This is a genomic window from Amycolatopsis sp. NPDC114478, from assembly GCF_055633805.1.
Genome location: NZ_JBVKDO010000021.1, coordinates 14678 through 29466 on the forward strand (window position 1 = coordinate 14678; position 14789 = coordinate 29466).

At 71.7% G+C, this 14789-nt stretch carries 15 protein-coding genes; 5 read left to right on the top strand and 10 right to left on the bottom strand.

Annotated elements, in window-relative coordinates; genetic code table 11:
* Positions 1–46: 46 nt before the first annotated feature.
* Positions 47–832 carry a histidinol-phosphatase gene (gene hisN / locus ACZ7OH_RS40725; RefSeq protein ID WP_470285782.1) on the bottom strand — a complete coding sequence of 262 codons (786 nt, stop codon included), beginning with the start codon at positions 830–832 and terminating at the stop codon, positions 47–49.
* Between the two features lie 42 nt (positions 833–874).
* Between hisN and ACZ7OH_RS40730 the strand changes: the two genes are divergently transcribed.
* Together ACZ7OH_RS40730 and ACZ7OH_RS40735 are read left to right on the top strand one after the other, a co-directional pair.
* A complete protein-coding gene (locus tag ACZ7OH_RS40730) occupies positions 875–1570 on the top strand; it encodes a response regulator transcription factor (protein ID WP_086677054.1) in 696 nt (231 codons plus the stop codon).
* A 3-nt stretch (positions 1571–1573) separates the two neighbouring features.
* Complete coding sequence (locus ACZ7OH_RS40735) at positions 1574–2857, top strand: ATP-binding protein (RefSeq protein ID WP_470285783.1); 1284 nt, start codon at positions 1574–1576, stop codon at positions 2855–2857.
* 126 nt (positions 2858–2983) lie between these two features.
* Here the strand turns inward: ACZ7OH_RS40735 and ACZ7OH_RS40740 are convergent, their stop codons facing one another.
* The 9 genes from ACZ7OH_RS40740 to ACZ7OH_RS40780 form a co-directional block, all read right to left on the bottom strand.
* Positions 2984–3403, bottom strand: coding sequence for a Pvc16 family protein (locus ACZ7OH_RS40740; protein ID WP_470285784.1), 420 nt, complete (start codon positions 3401–3403; stop codon positions 2984–2986).
* A gap of 123 nt (positions 3404–3526) precedes the next feature.
* On the bottom strand, positions 3527–4159 hold the full coding sequence (locus tag ACZ7OH_RS40745) for a response regulator transcription factor (RefSeq protein ID WP_470285927.1): 633 nt from the start codon (positions 4157–4159) through the stop codon (positions 3527–3529).
* A gap of 118 nt (positions 4160–4277) precedes the next feature.
* Complete coding sequence (locus ACZ7OH_RS40750; RefSeq protein WP_400900240.1) at positions 4278–4922, bottom strand: response regulator; 645 nt, start codon at positions 4920–4922, stop codon at positions 4278–4280.
* An 18-nt stretch (positions 4923–4940) separates the two neighbouring features.
* Positions 4941–5795: an NAD(P)H-binding protein gene (locus ACZ7OH_RS40755; protein ID WP_470285785.1), complete on the bottom strand. Its 855-nt coding sequence runs from the start codon at positions 5793–5795 to the stop codon at positions 4941–4943.
* Complete coding sequence (locus tag ACZ7OH_RS40760) at positions 5792–6865, bottom strand: MFS transporter (protein WP_470285786.1); 1074 nt, start codon at positions 6863–6865, stop codon at positions 5792–5794. The genes ACZ7OH_RS40755 and ACZ7OH_RS40760 overlap by 4 nt, the downstream gene beginning before the upstream one ends.
* Positions 6866–7301: 436 nt before the next feature.
* Positions 7302–7796, bottom strand: coding sequence for a GNAT family N-acetyltransferase (locus tag ACZ7OH_RS40765; RefSeq protein WP_470285787.1), 495 nt, complete (start codon positions 7794–7796; stop codon positions 7302–7304).
* 7 nt (positions 7797–7803) lie between these two features.
* A complete protein-coding gene (locus ACZ7OH_RS40770; RefSeq protein WP_400900232.1) occupies positions 7804–8331 on the bottom strand; it encodes a GtrA family protein in 528 nt (175 codons plus the stop codon).
* A 38-nt stretch (positions 8332–8369) separates the two neighbouring features.
* Positions 8370–8867 (bottom strand): GtrA family protein, encoded by a 498-nt coding sequence (locus ACZ7OH_RS40775; protein WP_400900230.1) that lies wholly within the window; start codon positions 8865–8867, stop codon positions 8370–8372.
* 10 nt (positions 8868–8877) lie between these two features.
* Entirely contained in the window at positions 8878–11067 is a 2190-nt protein-coding gene (locus ACZ7OH_RS40780; protein ID WP_470285788.1) for a sigma-70 family RNA polymerase sigma factor, read from the bottom strand.
* A gap of 269 nt (positions 11068–11336) precedes the next feature.
* Here ACZ7OH_RS40780 and ACZ7OH_RS40785 point away from each other — a divergent pair, with 269 nt between their 5' ends.
* The 3 genes from ACZ7OH_RS40785 to ACZ7OH_RS40795 all read left to right on the top strand — a co-directional run bounded on the left by ACZ7OH_RS40785 (position 11337) and on the right by ACZ7OH_RS40795 (position 14777).
* The gene (locus ACZ7OH_RS40785) at positions 11337–12170 is read left to right on the top strand and encodes a GGDEF domain-containing protein (RefSeq protein WP_470285789.1); all 834 of its coding nucleotides are present in this window, start codon (positions 11337–11339) and stop codon (positions 12168–12170) included.
* A gap of 71 nt (positions 12171–12241) precedes the next feature.
* Positions 12242–13591 carry a glycosyltransferase 87 family protein gene (locus tag ACZ7OH_RS40790; RefSeq protein WP_400900224.1) on the top strand — a complete coding sequence of 450 codons (1350 nt, stop codon included), beginning with the start codon at positions 12242–12244 and terminating at the stop codon, positions 13589–13591.
* Positions 13566–14777, top strand: a complete 1212-nt coding sequence (locus ACZ7OH_RS40795) for a glycosyltransferase 87 family protein (protein ID WP_470285790.1) — start codon at positions 13566–13568, stop codon at positions 14775–14777. Before ACZ7OH_RS40790 ends, ACZ7OH_RS40795 begins: the two co-directional genes overlap by 26 nt.
* Positions 14778–14789 lie beyond the last annotated feature (12 nt).

Sequence of the window (14789 nt, forward strand, 5' to 3'; positions counted from 1 at the left end):
GGCGATCGAGGCCGGTCAAGAAGTTCCCGCCGAGCGGCCTACCCGGTTACCTCTTGAGGATCGCGAGCGCGTCGTCGTGGAGGCGGCCGTTCGTCGACAGCGCGCTCCCGTTGTCGTACCGCGCGACGCCGTCGAGGTCGCTGAACCGCCCGCCGGCCTCGGTGACGATCACCTGCGCCGCCGCGACGTCCCACGGGTTCACGATGCACTCCGCAGCGACGTCGAGGGCGCCCTCGGCCACCAGCACGTGGTGCCAGAAGTCGCCGAACGCGCGGGTCTCCCAGCACGCGTCCACCAGGCCGAGGTACTTCTCGCGCGAGTGGTACTCCGTCCACGAGTTCAAGTCCGTAGTGGACAGATAAGCGTCCGAAAGGGACGAAACCTTCGAAACTGACAGCTGCCGCGTCCCGGCGGAGTCGCTCGAGAACGCGCCGGCTCCGGTCGCCGCCCACCAGCGGCGGCCCAGCAACGGCGCGCTGATCATGCCGACGACCGGGTCGCCGTCCTCCACCAGGGCGATGAGGGTCGCCCAGACGGGTACACCTCGGAGGAAGTTCTTGGTGCCGTCGATCGGGTCGAGCACCCACGCCCGGCCGGTCGCCGCCGAGCCGCCGCGCTCTTCGCCCAGCACCGCGTCGTCCGGCCGCTCTTCGGCGAGCAGCGAACGGATCCCGTCCTCCACCGCGGTGTCCGCGTCGGTCACCGGAGTGCGGTCGGGTTTGCGCTCCACCGCCAGGTCCAGGGCGCGGAACCGCGCCGTCGTGATCGCGTCGGCGGCGTCGGCCAGCCGGGTGGCGAGGGCCAGATCATCTTCGTAGCCAGGCACGGTCACGATGGTTTCACGCCCCCGCGCCGTAGAGTTGGCCAGGTGAGCATGGTCCTACTTGCCGAAGACGATCCGGCCATCGCCGAACCGCTCTCCCGCGCCCTCGAACGCGAGGGCTACGAGATCCACGTCGTCACCGACGGTCCTTCGGTCCTCGACGCCACCGCCGCCCAGAGAGTCGACCTGCTCGTGCTCGACCTCGGGCTGCCCGGCATGGACGGCCTCGAGGTCTGCCGGCGCCTGCGCGCCAACGGCACCGAGCTGCCCGTCCTGATGCTCACCGCCCGCACCGACGAGGTCGACTTCGTCGTCGGCCTGGACGCGGGCGCCGACGACTACGTCGCCAAGCCGTTCCGCCTCGCCGAGCTGCTCGCGCGGATCCGCGCGCTGCTGCGCCGCCGGGTGCCCGAGGTGCTCGAGGCCGGCGGCGTGCGGATGGACCTCGGCGCGCGGCTCGTGACCGTCGACCTGCACGAGGTCCAGCTCGCGAACAAGGAGTTCGAGCTGCTGCGCGTCCTGATGAGCCGGGCCGGGCAGGTCGTCAGCCGCGACGAGATCCTCGCCGAGGTTTGGAACGACCTCGAGTCGAAGACGTCCAAGACGCTCGACATGCACATGTCGTGGCTGCGGCGGAAGCTCGCCATCGCCGCCGACGAGGCCGCCGGGCGCACCAGCAAGGCCCACGACGGCGAGCGGCGGATCGCGACCGTCCGCGGCGTCGGCTTCCGGTTCAACGCCGAATAAGCCGTGCGCCGCCGCATCCTCCTGGCCATCCTGCTGGCCGTCGCCGTCACCGCGGCGGTCCTGGGCATCCCGCTGGGCATCGTGGCGAGCTGGCAGATCGAGTCGAGCTACCGCGAGACGCTCGCCGAGAACGCCCGCGCGGCGGCGGCGATCCTCGACACCGAGATCGCCAACGGCCAGGAGATCGACCTCGACCAGGTGCGCGCGGCCGTCCCGGCGAACGGCATCCTGTCCGTGGAGGTCCCCGACCAGCAGGAGAAGCGCTACGGCAACGACCCCGGGCCCGACACCGTCACCGAGACGGCCGACCTGGCCCGCGACGGCAAGGTCGCGATCGCCGTCCCGGCCGGCCCGATGCACGAGCGGCAGACGACGGTGACGCTCGTCGTCGTCCTGCTGGTGCTGCTGTCGGTCGGCACCGGCGCGGTGGTGGCGATCGCGACGGCCCGGCGGCTCGCGAAACCGCTGCGGCACGTCGCCGAACGCGCGTCCCGCCTCGGTGGCGGCGACTTCCGGCCCGACCCGAGCCGCTACGGCGTCGGCGAGCTGGACATGGTCGCCGAGGCCCTCGACGCGTCCGGCACCGCGCTCGCCCAGCTCGTGCAGCGGGAGCGTCAGCTCGTCGGCGACGTCTCGCACCAGCTGCGCAGCCGGCTGACGGCGTTGCAGCTGCGGCTGGAACCGCTCACCGTGCACCCGGACGAAGAGGTGGCCGACGAGTCGAAGGCCGCCCAGGAGCAGGCCGACCGGCTCGCCGAAGCGCTGGACGAGCTGCTCGCGGCGGCCCGCGCGGCGCGCGAGGTCGGCGCGGAACCGGTGGACCTGCCGACGCAGCTGCCCGAGATGGCGCAGGAGTGGCGCGAGCTGCTCCGCTCGGAAGGCCGCAACCTCCGGATGCGGGTGGCCGACGGCCTGATGGCCCGCGCGACCCCGGGGCGCCTGCGCGAGGTCGTCGGAGTATTGCTGGACAACGCCCTGCGCCACGGTTCGGGCACGGTCACGATGGCCGCCCGCCGCGGCGACGCCGAGGGCACGGTGGTGATCGAGGTCAGCGACACGGGTTCGGGCGTGCCCGACGAGCTGGCCCCGCACATCTTCGAGCGCGGCTTTTCGGGCGGCGGGTCGACGGGGGTCGGGCTGGCCCTGGCGCGAGCGCTCGTGGAGGCGGACGGCGGCCGGCTGGAGCTGTCGAACCGGCGCCCGGCGGTGTTCAGCCTCTTCCTCAAGGTGCCGCGCCCGAGCGACGTGCCCGAGGTCCGGTGGCCCGCGGAGCGCGTCCCGCGTTAGGCGAGAGATCACGCACAATGCGCACGCGGCGGTCACTTCGGTGATGCCGACATGGTGGCTGTCATTGAACGCCGCCGGGGAAGATCCGCGCCGAAAGGGTCCGCTCGTCGAGCCGGTGGAAAACTGTCAAGGAGTGCTCACCAGGTGGGCGGTCTGTTTCTTGGCCTGATCTAAAGGGGATGCGGGAATCGCGACAGCCGGTTTCATCGGTCTGTCGTGATTTGTCTCGATCTGGTTTCCGCACGTGCGTCGGCCGTGACCAGCAGGACGAACCCGGGCTCGCGCGGGCACGCCCAGACTCGTCCACAGGCCCGTCGGATCCGTTGCGGCCAAAGACATCCGCACCAGAGAAGCGCTTTCCGCGGACAGCTGCCCGGCATCGAGGATCGCGTGGAGCGCCGCGTCGAGCAGGGCGTGCTCGTCCTGGACCGCCCCGGCCCGCGCCGTGACGAGGTAGGAAAGCGCGCAGCGGCGGGCCGCGCGCTTTCCTTCCCCCTCGTTTCCCTCCCCGACGGCGTCGCGCAGCGCGAAGAGGAACAGCTCCACGCTCCGCACCCGCTACTCCGTCTGCCAGGCCGGTTTCGGCGGGTCGAGCCGGATCTGCGTCCCCGCCGGCAAGCGGGGGCGCAGCAGCCGGCACAAGGCCTCGTCGACCTGGGCGATCATGGGTCAGATCAACCCTTCACGCAGCGCGTACGCGACCGCGTGCGACCGGTTGCGCAGCTGGAACCGGTTGGTCACGTCGTGCAGGATGCTCTTCACCGTCCGCTGCGAATAGCACAGCTGGTCGGCGATCTCCTGCGTCGAATACCCCGCCGCGACCAGCCGCAGCACCTCCGTCTCCCGGTTGCTCATCCCGCCCAGGTGCAGGCCGCGCGGCTGGAGCACGTGGCGCTGCAGGCGGGACACCCGGCTCAGCAGCCGGCCGAGCAGGTCGGGCGGCAGCGCGCCCTCCCCGGCCGCGGCCGCCTTGACCAGCCGGACGAGCACCTCCGGCCCGGCGTCGGCGCGGCGGGCGACCGCGCAGACGCCGTGCTCGACGGCGTTGAGGATCTCGTTGTCGTCGACTTCGCCCGCGACCAGCACGATGCGGGTGAAGCCCTGGTGGTGCAGCGCGGACAGCAGCTGGGTCATCGTCTCGTCGAGCCGGTCGGCGACCAGCAGCGCGACCATGGCCGAGTCGGCCGCCTCCCCGTCGACCACCCGGACCTCGTCGCGCGAACGCAGCGCCACGCAGACGCCGTTGTGCAGGATCGGATCGGTGGCGCGGACCACCACCGGCGTCCTGTCGGATTCGAACATCGTCACCCATTCCCCTCGAACGGTGCGAGGGTTTCCACCCCTCACCCTGCCCACAGTGCCCGCTCGGGTGTCCCGAGCGCATGGGACCGGCGTCCCGGATTGCCCGGAATGCTGCCCGTCAGGACCGGCCGAGTCCCGCGTCACGGGCCCGGACGATCGCTTCGGCGCGGTCGGCGACGTGCAGCTTGGCGAAGACGTTCGAAATGTGGTTGCGCACGGTTTTGGGGCTCAGGCAGAGCGTGTTCGCGATGGCGCCGTTGCTGTGCCCGGCCGCGATCAGGGACAGGACTTCGCGCTCGCGCCCGGTCAGCTCCGGGAACACCGGCTCGCTCGTGGGCGGCGGCTGGTTGAAGAAGCCGAGCACGCGGTTCGCGATGTCGGGGCCGAAGATGGCCTCGCGCCGCGCGACGGCCTGCACGGCACGGATGATCTCGTCCGGCTCGGCATCCTTGAGCAGGTAGCCGCGGGCACCGGCGCGCATCGCCGCGAAGACCGACTCGCTTTCGTCGGCCATCGTCAGCATCAGCACGCCGGTGTCCGGGCTGACGTCCGCGATGTGCCGGGTCGCCTGGATCCCGGACAGGTCGGGCAGGTGCAGGTCCATGACCACGACGTCCGGGAGCAGCGCGGCCGCGGCCTCGACCGCGGCGGCGCCGCTGGCCGCCTCGCCCACGATCTCGATCTCGGGCTCGGCGTCCAGCAGCGTGCACACGCCGAACCGGAACAACGGGTGGTCGTCCACGACGAGCACGCGCAGACCCATCCGGTCACCTCCCCGCTGTCACCCCCCGTAATGGTAGGTGAATGCGGCCGCGTTCTCACCTGCCCATTTCGCGAAGGTCAGCGGAGGCCGGCCGAGCAGGCGCTCGACGGTGCCGAACACGACGTGTTCGTGCCCGGCGGATTCCCGCTTCAAAGCGAAGAATCCGTCGACGGCTTCCGCGGGCCAGCCGAATCGGCGCACCATGCGTTTCCGCGCGGCGGTTTCCGGTTCCTCGACGAATTCAATCGGTCGGCCGATCGCCTCGGCGAGGACGGCGACCTGCTGGGCCGTGGTGAGGGCTTCGCCGCCGGTCAGCTCGTAGGTCTTGCCTTCGTGCCTGGACGTCGTGAGGGCGAGCGTCGCGACCGCGGCGATGTCCCGGACGTGGACGAGTGCCGACGTGGGGTCGCCTTCGGGCACGTACACGGCGTTCTCGTCGCGGATCGAGCCGAGCCAGGAGAACCGGTTGTCCATGAAGGTGCCGGGCCGCAGGATCGTCCAGGCCGGCCCGGCTTCGCGGACCGCCTGCTCGGCTTCGGCGTGGGCGCGGGTGATCGGGTCCGTCTGTCCGAAGTAGACACCAGTGGTGGACAGCTTGACGAGGTGGGTGACGCCGGCGCGTGCGGCGGCTTGGGCGACGGCGGCTTCGCGGTCGGCGCTGTGGGCTTGGGTCAGCACGAAAACGCGGTCGGCGCCGTCGAGCAGTGCGGGCAGGTCCGCGGTGTCGAGGTCGGCCCGCACGACTTCGGCGCGCGGGTCGATGCGGGCCTTGGCCGGGTCGCGGGTGAGCGCGCGGACGGCGGCGCCGGCGTCGAGCAGGGCGGGGACGAGGGCGCGGCCCACCTTGCCGGTGGCGCCGAAGACGAAGATCATCGGGATTCTCCTTTTCCGCGAAGCGGGACGTTGGGGAGCGCGAACGCCGTGACGAGGGCGAGCGCGAGGACCGGCAGCAAGGCGAGGAAGACGCCGTGAGTGCCGGCGGCGTAGGCGAAGCCGAGCGCGACCGGGCCGAGGCTCGAGCCGAGCGCGCGGGCGAGGTTGACGCCGGCGGCGACCGCGCCACGGTCCTCCGGTGGCGCGGTGTTCTGCGTGGCGAGGGCGAGGACCTGCAGGTTCAGCCCGGCCGCGAGGCCGAAGGCGATCAGGCAGGCGACGACCTGCGGGAGCGCGTCGACGGTGAGCAGGCCGAGGACGGCGAGCAGGCCGAGTGCCATGCTGAGCCGCGGCGCCCAGCGGTAGTGCCCGGTGCGGGCGATGACCTTGCTCGCGACGACGGAGGAAGCGGCGACGGCGAGCGTCATCGGCGCGAGCAGGAGTCCGCCTTCGGCCGGTCCCGCGTCCTGTTGGAGGAAGACGGCGAGGTAGTTGACCGAGCCGAGGAACGCGAACCCGGCGAGCACGCTGAGCAGGACGGGCACGGTGAACGTCCGGTCACTGAAGAGTCTTGGCGGCAGCACGGGGGCTTCGGCTTTGCGTTCGACGAACACGAACGCGACGGCGGCGACGGCCCCGAGCGTGATCGACCACGGCGTGAGCAGGGTGAACCCGGTGATGGCGCAGCCGAGCAGGACGACACCGCCGAAGTCGAACGGCGCCTGCCGCCGTCGTCTCGGCAGGTCGAGTTTCGGCAGGAGCGCGACGGCGACCAAGCCGAGCGGCAGGTTGACGAGGAAGATCGACCGCCACCCGGCGACAGCGGTGAGCAGCCCACCGGCCACGGGCCCGGCGAGCGACGCGACGGCGAAGCAGATCGAGAACCACCCGAAGTACTTCGCGCCTTCGCGGGGCGTGAACATCTCGCCGAGCGAAGCGCCGATGGAGACGAAGAGGCCCCCGGAGCCGGCGCCCTGCAGAACGCGCCCGGCGACGAGCGCCGCGGCCGACGGCGCGAGCCCGCAGGCGAGCGAGCCGAGCAGGAACAGGGCGAGCGCGCCGAGGAGCACGCGCTTGCGGCCGAAGACGTCGCCGAGCTTGCCGTAGAGGGGAGCGGTGACGGCTCCCGGCGAGCAGGTAGGAGGTGGTGACCCAGGCGTAGGCCCCGGTGGTGCCGAAGTCGGCGGCGATCCGGGGGAGTGCGGTGGCGACTACCTGGGCGTCGAGCATCGCGAGGAAGACGGACAGGAAAAGGCCGGTGAGGGCAGTATTTTGGGCGCGTTTCAGCGCGGTCGTGCTCAAGAAAAGTCCTTGTTTCGTCAGAAGGGACGAGAGATGCGGACGCGTGGGAAACGCGTCCCGTCGAGTCGGGAAAAGGCTCCATCGTCACCCGCGGACGGGTGCGACCTCTTCGCGCTCGGAAACCACCTCGAATCGTCCCGCTCGCCCGGCCGAACCCGGACGGCGTCCTCACGAAGGAACACTGACGAGGATGACTGTAGACAACTACATGTCAGGGGACAAGTAGTTTTCGATCCAATACCGCCGGACCCGCTCGTCGGGTGACGCCTCGGGCACGCCGCCGTGGCGCTCGATGGTCCTCATCGAAGCGAGGTTGTCCGCGGCGCAGACCACCAGGACGCGGGACATGCCGAGGGTCCAGGCTTCGCCGAGCACGCGTCCCAGCGCCCAGCTCGCGACCCCGCGTCCCCGCGCGGACGGCCGGACGCCGTAGCCGATGTGGCCGAACTGCCGGACGAACTCGCCGAAGCCGTGCCGCAGCGCGATTCCGCCGAGCACCCGGTCGCCTTCGACGATCCAGCGGTACGTACAGGCGTCGCCGGCCAGCCGGGCCAGCCAGGTCGCGAAGCCCTCGCGCGTGCCGACTTCGTCGGAGGACCGCAGGCCGAAACCGTCCTCTTGGGGGCCCGGTCCCCACTCGGCGTGCGCCTCCAGCCAGGCGGCGTGCCACCGGGCGTCGGGGGAGATCAGCTCGGGCAAGCCGCGGTCAGCGCAGTCGGGTCACGTCACCGTTGTCGCGCCGGCGCTCGCCCAGTTCGTCCGGGAACACCCACTTCTTGAAGCCCCAGAAGCGGAAGAACATCGCCAGCAGCATGCCGATGATCGACCCGCTCGCGAAGTCCGCGACCTCCTGCACCAGCCGCGTCACGTGCGGGACCTCCAGGTGCAGCACGTACCGCGACACGTACAGCGGGATCAGGTTCACCACGACGGCGACGCCGCTGATCACGAAGAACAACGTGGCTTCGTGCGCCCGTTCGCGGCCGCCGCGGGTGCGGAACGACCACTCGCGGTTGAGGATGTAGGACACGATGGTCGCGACGATGATCGCGATCGCCTTGGCGGTGGTCGGCTTCGACTCGAGCACGGACAGCTTGAGGAAGTACCAGACGCCGTTGTCGACGAAGAACGTCGTGCCGCCCACGATCGCGAACTTCAGCAGCTCCCGGTGCTTGATCAGCACCGAACGCAGTGGCTCCGGCGTGCGTTTGAGCACGGTCTCCACAACGGTCACACCATGCAGTCTAGGAGCACACCGCGTTGACCTGTGGTTCAGGCGGCCTTGCGGTCCTGAATGTCCGGATCCTCCACGACCTCGAGAACCCGCGCCCCGTCGGCCGGGAACACCCACTTCTTGAACGCCCACCAGCGGAACACCGTGCCCAGCAACGTGCCGATGATGATCCCGCTGACGAAGTCGGCCACCTCGACGCCGAACGGCGACAGCCGCGGCGCCTGCAGGTCGAGCACGTACCGCGAGAACCACTGCGGCAGCGCGTTCAAGCCCAGCGCGATGCCGCTGAACAGGAAGAACAGCGCCGCCTCGTGGTGGCGTTCGCGGCCGCCGCGGGTGCGGAACGACCACTCGCGGTTGGCGACGTACGAAAAGATCGTCGCGACGAGGACGCCGACGATCAGCGCCGTCACCGGGTGGGTCCGCAGCACGGTGAACTTCAAGCCGTAGTTGACGGACATCGTGATCACGAAGCTGATCCCGCCGACGACGGCGAAGCGGAGGAGCTCGCGATGCTTCTTCAGCAGCTCGCGCACCGCGCGGACGCTACCCCGTCAGCCAGCCGAATCCCTTCTCGGGGGTGGCGGTCGGCGGCTGGTTGCCCGGTTTGGTGCCCGGCCGCGGCGGCGCGCTGGTCGTGGTCGACGACGCCGGCGGCTCGAGCGTCGGCTCGGTCTCCGAGGTCGTGGTCGGCGGGGTGGAGGACGGTTTCGGCGACGTCGGCTTCGGCTTGGACGGCGTCGTCGAGGACGGCGTCGACGACGTCGTCGGCAGCGGGTCCTTGCCGCACCAGTGGTGGTAGCAACCGAAGTCGATCGTCACCGGCGCCGCCGAAGCCTTGCCCAGCTGCGCGTCGATCGTGACGCGCCCGTCGTCGGGACGGCCCTTCAGCCGCACCCACAGGTTGACGTGCTGGCCGGGGGCGACGGCGCTGTTCGTCGTGCAGGTCGCACTGCCGGCCGTCGTCGTGCAGGGGAAGCCGCGCAGGCTCCACCACTGCCACAGCGGGTGGTCGAAGGTGACCGTGACCGGCCGGGTCGTCTCGCCGGTGTTGCGGACCCGCACGTAGACCAGCGGGTTGCGGGTCCACGGGAACGCCGAAAGCCCGTCGCCCTGCGCTTCGAGGACCACGGCGTCCGGCGGCTGCTTCACGGTGATCTTGACGCTGACCGAGACGTTGATCTGCACGCCGGCGGTGACCGACCCGGTCACCGTGCCGCCTTCGGCGTCCTGGTCGGCCTGGAGCCGGAAGTTCAGCGTCGCGCTCTGGCCGGGCTGCAGGCCGGCGCCGGTCTTGCACGTCACCGTGCCGTCGCCGCCGGGGCAGTTCACCGAGATCGGGGCGCTTTCCTGGGCGAACGCCATCGGCGCGCCGCCGCCACCGGCGTTGACCGCGTGCACGCCCGGGGGCAGCTTCAGCGCGACGGCCACCGGCTCGGACACGCTCCCGCCGTCGTTGCGGACGGTGATCGGCAGGTTCGTGGCGGAGCCGGGGCTGAGCTCGACGCCGCCCGGCGGGGACGTCGCGGACATCGACGGCGGGGCCGGCGCGGGCGGGGCCGGGGGTGGCGGGGCCGGCGCGGGCGGCTGGACCGCGGGCGGCGGGGGCGCGACCGGCGGCGCCACAGGCGGCGGCTGCGGCGGCGCGGGCGGAGCGGGCTTCGGCGGTGCCGGGGGCTGGGCCGGCTGGGGCGGCTGCGCGGGCTGGGCCGCGGGCGGCGGTTGCTGGGCCGCGACCGGGATCTCCTGCGTCCCCCCACCGGCGGTGAGCGCGATGATGACGGCCGCGACGATCGCCGTGCCCGAGGCCGCGACCCCGGCGAACTGGCGGGGGCCGGCGGCGGCGCCCGCAGCCGCGCCGGCCTTGCCCCCGGCCGCGGCGGCACCGGCGGCCGCCGCACCCGCGGTCGCGGCCGTGACCGCACTGGCCTTCGCCGCGCCGATGGTCGCGAGGTAGCCGAGCGCCGCGCCGCCCAGGACGATCGGGGCGATGATCGCGCGCAGCCCACCGTTGACGTCGGCGAGCTCCGCGGCCAGCGCGCGGCAGTTCTCGCACTCGTCGAGGTGGTTCTCGACCTGGTTGCGTTCGCGTTTGGACAGTCCGTCGCGGGTCCACGCGCCGAGCCGCTCGGCGCACGCGCGGCAGCGTTCCTCGGCGTTTTCCTGCAGGTGGACCTGCAGGTACGCCTGGCGCAGGCCCTCGCGGGCGCGGTAGGCGAGCGCCGAGACGCCGTTCGCGGTCAGGCCCAGCAGCGGCGCGACCTCGGCCGGGCTCTGCTGCTCGATCTCGGTGTGCCAGAGCACGGCCTGCCAGCGTTCGGGCAGCCGCGCGAACGCCTTGGCGGCCATCGTCCGCTCCAGCCCGGCGACGGCGGTGTCCGAGAACGGCACGGTGAGCGCCTCGGCCGAGACGTCGGTCATGTCCTCGTTGAGGTCGACCCGGCGTTCCTTGCGCGTGCGGTCGTACGCGGTGTGACGCAGCGCAGTCAGCAGGTACGCCCGGAAGGCGGTATCCGGACCCTTGCCGCCACGGAGCGTGTCCAGCACTTTCGAGAACGCCTCGGACACCAGGTCGTCGGCTTCCGAGCTCGACCGGGCCAGCTGACGAGCGAGGTTGTGCGCCGCGCCGGTGTGGCGTTCGTAGAGCGGCCCGTACGACTCGATCTTCCCGGCGCGGACCTCGGCGATCAGCTCGGCGTCACTCTTTCCGCTGAGATCGGCGGGAACGGTGGACACGGCACTCCTCGGTCGGTTAGGGCCAGGACCTGCCATTACAGGCCGGTCCGGGGCGCGAGACAAGTGTGACTGACCCACCCCGGGCCGTCACGCGGTGGTCGGGGTGTTGACTCCGACGGCGGAGCAAAATCACCCATCCCCGGGTAGCGCCGTGGAAAAGCTTCTTAACAAAACTCGCGAGTACGCGTCACGGGATCCAGCGGGGCACGTCCTCACCGTGAAGCACCGAGCAAGATCGACACGGACCGGATGAAAGGGACAGGGGGCCAGTGGACGTTCCGGCTGCGCGTTCCGGTCCCGGTGACGCTCCGCCCGCCGACCGCGCCCTGCTCGCGCTGCGGGCCCGCTGGCGCACGGCCAGCCTGGCCGCGGGCTGGCGCTTCCCCAGCGACTGGGCGCTGCCCGAGGTCGACGCCGTCTGCGCGGCGGTGATGGCCAAGGGCCGCGTCGAAGCCGCCGAAACCGCGCTGGCCGGTCTGGCCAGGGCGCGCGCGGCGGCCGGTGCCGGCCTCGCGGAAACCCTCGCCGACCTGGCCGCGCTGCACGCGGTGCTCGGCCACGGCGACGACGGGTTCGTCGCACCGGACGTCGACGCCACCCCGGCGCGGCTGCTCCGGACCACCGCGCTGGCCTGGGCCGACGTCGCCACCGACCAGCTCGCGCACACCGAGGTCACCGATCCGCTGACCGGCCTGCCCTCGGCTGCCTACCTGCGCACGCGGCTCGCCGAGGTCTACCAGGCCGCCGCCGCGCGCGAGCGGCCCGCGGCCGAGGACCACGTCCTCCTGCTCGTCTCGCTCGACCTCAGCACGATCGCCGGGTTCCCGCGGCTGACCGGGATGATCCTGGTCGCGGACGCGCTGCGGGCGGTGTTCGACAGCGGGCAGAGCGTCGCCTCGCTGGGTCCGTCGGTCGTCGCCGCGCTGGTCCCGAAGGACGAGGGAGTCGCTTCACACGGCGTCGCGCTGCGAAGGGCGTTGCACGAGCGGCTGTCGGTCGATTCGCAGCTGGCCGACGTCGGCCGGCCGCGGGTGTCGGCTGTGCGCCTGCCGGCCACCCACGAAATGGCCTGCGAACTGCTGGCGCGGCTCGCGCGGGTGTAGAACGTGCGAAAAGTCCGGTTCCGCCCGGACCCTTCCGACCGGGATCGCGCGGGTCATGATTTCCTGGTGAGGTGACCCGGACCGTACCCACCGACGTCGACGGCGCGATCGCGGCCGGACCCCAGCACCGCCTGGCCCTGCGGAAGTCACTCGCGCGCCTGTCCGTCCGCCCGCGGTCGATCCTGATCCTCGCGGTGATCCCGCTGGTCGCGGTCGGGTACGGCATCTGGGGCTGGCAGCACGACTGGGTGCTCGGCGTCGACAGCGCGGTCTACCGGGCGGGCGCGCTGACGCTGCTGCACGGCGACTCGCTCTACGACGCCAACACGCTGGCCCCCGAGCCGTGGTGGGCCCTGCTGCCGTTCACCTACCCCCCGACGGCCGCGCTGATCTTCGTGCCGCTCGCCGCCTTCCCGACGCAGATCTCCTGGGGCCTGATCACCGCCGTCTCGCTGGCCGCGATGGCGCTGTCGATCCGGATCGCGATCGGCGCCCTGCCCCGCCCGGCCGCGGACGGGCCGCGCTGGTGGGCCTCGCCCGCCCGCTCGACCATCGTGTTCTTCCTGGTCTTCCTCGGCCTCGAGCCGGTGTGGCGGACGATCTTCCTCGGCCAGATCAACCTGATCCTGATGGCCATGATCCTGCTGGACATGCTGGTCATCGGCGCGCGGGGGAGCCGCTGGGGCGGCGTGCTGGTCGGCGTCGCGGCGGCGATCAAGCTCACGCCGCTGGTGTTCCTCGGGCACCTGTTCGTCACCGGCCGCCGGATGGACGCGATCCGCGGCTTCGCGACGTTCCTCGTGCTGCAGGGCCTGATGTTCCTGATCAACGCCCACGACGCCGCGAAGTACTGGACCGTGACGCTGCCGGACACCGGCCGGATCGGGCCGGTGCACTGGGCGGGCAACCAGTCGCTGAACGCGCTGATGAACCGGGCCACCGACCTCGCGCCGTGGGCGTCGAAGGCGGCCATGGGCATCGGCTTCCTGCTCGCGATCCCGGCGCTGTGGCTGCTGATCCGCTTCCACCGCAAGGGGCAGGCCCTGGCGGCGCTGCTCGTCACCGCGTTCTGGACGCTGCTGATCTCGCCGATCTCGTGGACGCACCACTGGGTGTGGGTGATCCCGCTGATCGTGCTGCTGGTCTCGCGGCTGCCGAAGACCACGCCGAAGACGGCGTGGAAGCGCTGGGTCGGGACCGGCCTGGTGGCGTTCGTGTTCGTCAGCTGCGTGCTGCTGATCCTGCCGAACGGCCGCAACGTCGAACTGCACTGGAAGGTGTGGCAGAACGTACTGGGGGACGCCTACATCCTGATGCCGGTCGTGCTTGCGGCGGCGTTGATCCTGCGCTGGGGCCTGCAGCGGCGCGCGCGGGAGAAGGCGGCTTCGGACGAGCATGTCGACGTCACGACCGGCGTCTGAGGCGCGCGCCGGTCGCTTCGCCGCCGGCGGGATCGCGCTGCTGGTGCTGGCGTTCGGGGTGGTCGTCTGGCTGGCCGGGTGGCACCTGGGCGCGGACAGCGCCGTCTACCGCGCCGGAGCGTTGACGCTGGTGCACGGCGATCCGCTGTACACGCGGGACGTGCTGACCGCGCTGCCGGACTGGGTGCGGCTGCCCTTCACCTACACGCCGGCCGCCGCGCCGCTGTTCCTGCCGCTCGCGCTGGTGCCGTCCGGCCTGGTGTGGGGCGTGATCGCGTTTTTGTCGGTGGTCGCCCTTATCGTCGTCATCACGGTGGTTTCGTCGTCGCCGGGGCGTTCCCCTCAGCTTTGGGTGAAAAGCTGGTGGGCGTTGCCGGCGGGAACGGCCATCGCTCTGGTCCTGGAGCCGGTGTGGAAGACGCTGTTCCTGGGCCAGATCAACTTGATACTGATGGCGTTCGTGGTGCTGGATGTCCTGGTGCTCTCGGTGCGTGGGTCGCGCTGGGCGGGCGTGCTGATCGGCGTGGCGGCGGCGATCAAGCTGACCCCGCTGATCTTCGTGCCGCACCTGTTCTTCACGGGCCGGTGGAAGGACGGGCTGCGGGCCCTGGGCACGTTCGTGGCGCTCGAAGCGGTGATGTTCGCGGTCATCCCGGTCGACGCGGCGCGGTTCTGGCGGGATTCGGCGACCGACCCGAGCCGGGTCGGGTCGGTGCACTGGATCTTCAACCAGTCGCTCAACGGGCTGGTCAACCGGGCTTCGGAGCTGGCTCCCTGGTCGCTGGCGGTGGCGGTCGGGGTGGCGGCGGTGCTGGCCTGGCCCGCGGTGTGGCTGGTCGTGCGGCTGCACCGGCGGGGCGAGGACGCGGCCGCGTTGCTGGTGACGGCGTTCTACGGGCTGCTGCTGTCGCCCGTGTCGTGGTCGCACCACTGGGTCTGGTGCGTGCCGTTGCTCACGCTGCTGGTGGTGAAGGTGCGGTGGTGGGCCGCGGCGGCGGTCGCGCTGCTGTTCGCCTCACAGATCGTGATGCTGGTGCCCAACGGCGGCGACCGCGAGTTCGGCTGGGGCCTGGGCTGGTCGGTCCTCGGCAACGTCTACGTGCTCGCGGCGGCGGCCGGGATCCTCGGGCTGGCGGCGCGTGAGCTACGCCTGGTCCGGCGGTCGACCGGCCTGGTGACCGTTTAGGCTGATCGGCGC

Bases quoted from the DNA above. Each gene is read 5' to 3' on its own strand.
- ACZ7OH_RS40730 (WP_086677054.1), top strand. From the start codon at position 875: ATGGTCCTACTTGCCGAAGACGATCCGGCCATCGCCGAACCGCTCTCC.
- ACZ7OH_RS40745 (WP_470285927.1), bottom strand. From the start codon at position 4,159: ATGTTCGAATCCGACAGGACGCCGGTGGTGGTCCGCGCCACCGATCCG.
- ACZ7OH_RS40750 (WP_400900240.1), bottom strand. From the start codon at position 4,922: ATGGGTCTGCGCGTGCTCGTCGTGGACGACCACCCGTTGTTCCGGTTC.
- ACZ7OH_RS40755 (WP_470285785.1), bottom strand. From the start codon at position 5,795: ATGATCTTCGTCTTCGGCGCCACCGGCAAGGTGGGCCGCGCCCTCGTC.
- ACZ7OH_RS40795 (WP_470285790.1), top strand. From the start codon at position 13,566: ATGTCGACGTCACGACCGGCGTCTGAGGCGCGCGCCGGTCGCTTCGCC.